General features: G+C 66.5%; 1 protein-coding gene. It reads right to left on the bottom strand.

Going from position 1 to position 239, the window contains the following annotated elements; translation table 11 throughout:
• Position 1: 1 nt before the first annotated feature.
• The coding region (locus tag FS507_RS20125) for a hypothetical protein (RefSeq protein WP_222121483.1) at positions 2-239 on the bottom strand (238 nt) is incomplete at its 5' end.

Below are 239 nucleotides of genomic sequence, written 5' to 3'. Positions count from 1 at the left end.
CCTACTCCCTCCCATCCACCCTCCCCCCACTCCCGCACCCCACCCACCCCCTTCTCCCCCCTTCCTTCGCCTCACCCATCTTCTCCTTCATCATCTCCCCCATCACCTCCCCCACCCTCACCCCCTCCCCCTCCTCCCACACCCACCCCAACACCTCCTCACCCCCCTCCGTCATCTCCCCCTCCACCCCTTCCATCCACTCCTTCTCCGCCCCCGCCAAATCATCCATTCCCCACACG

It is taken from the genome of Corynebacterium glyciniphilum AJ 3170 (assembly GCF_007673095.1).
Classification (GTDB): Bacteria; Actinomycetota; Actinomycetes; order Mycobacteriales; family Mycobacteriaceae; genus Corynebacterium.
The sequence above is the reverse complement of the archived record's forward strand: the minus strand, read 5'-3'. Positions and strand labels throughout refer to the sequence as shown.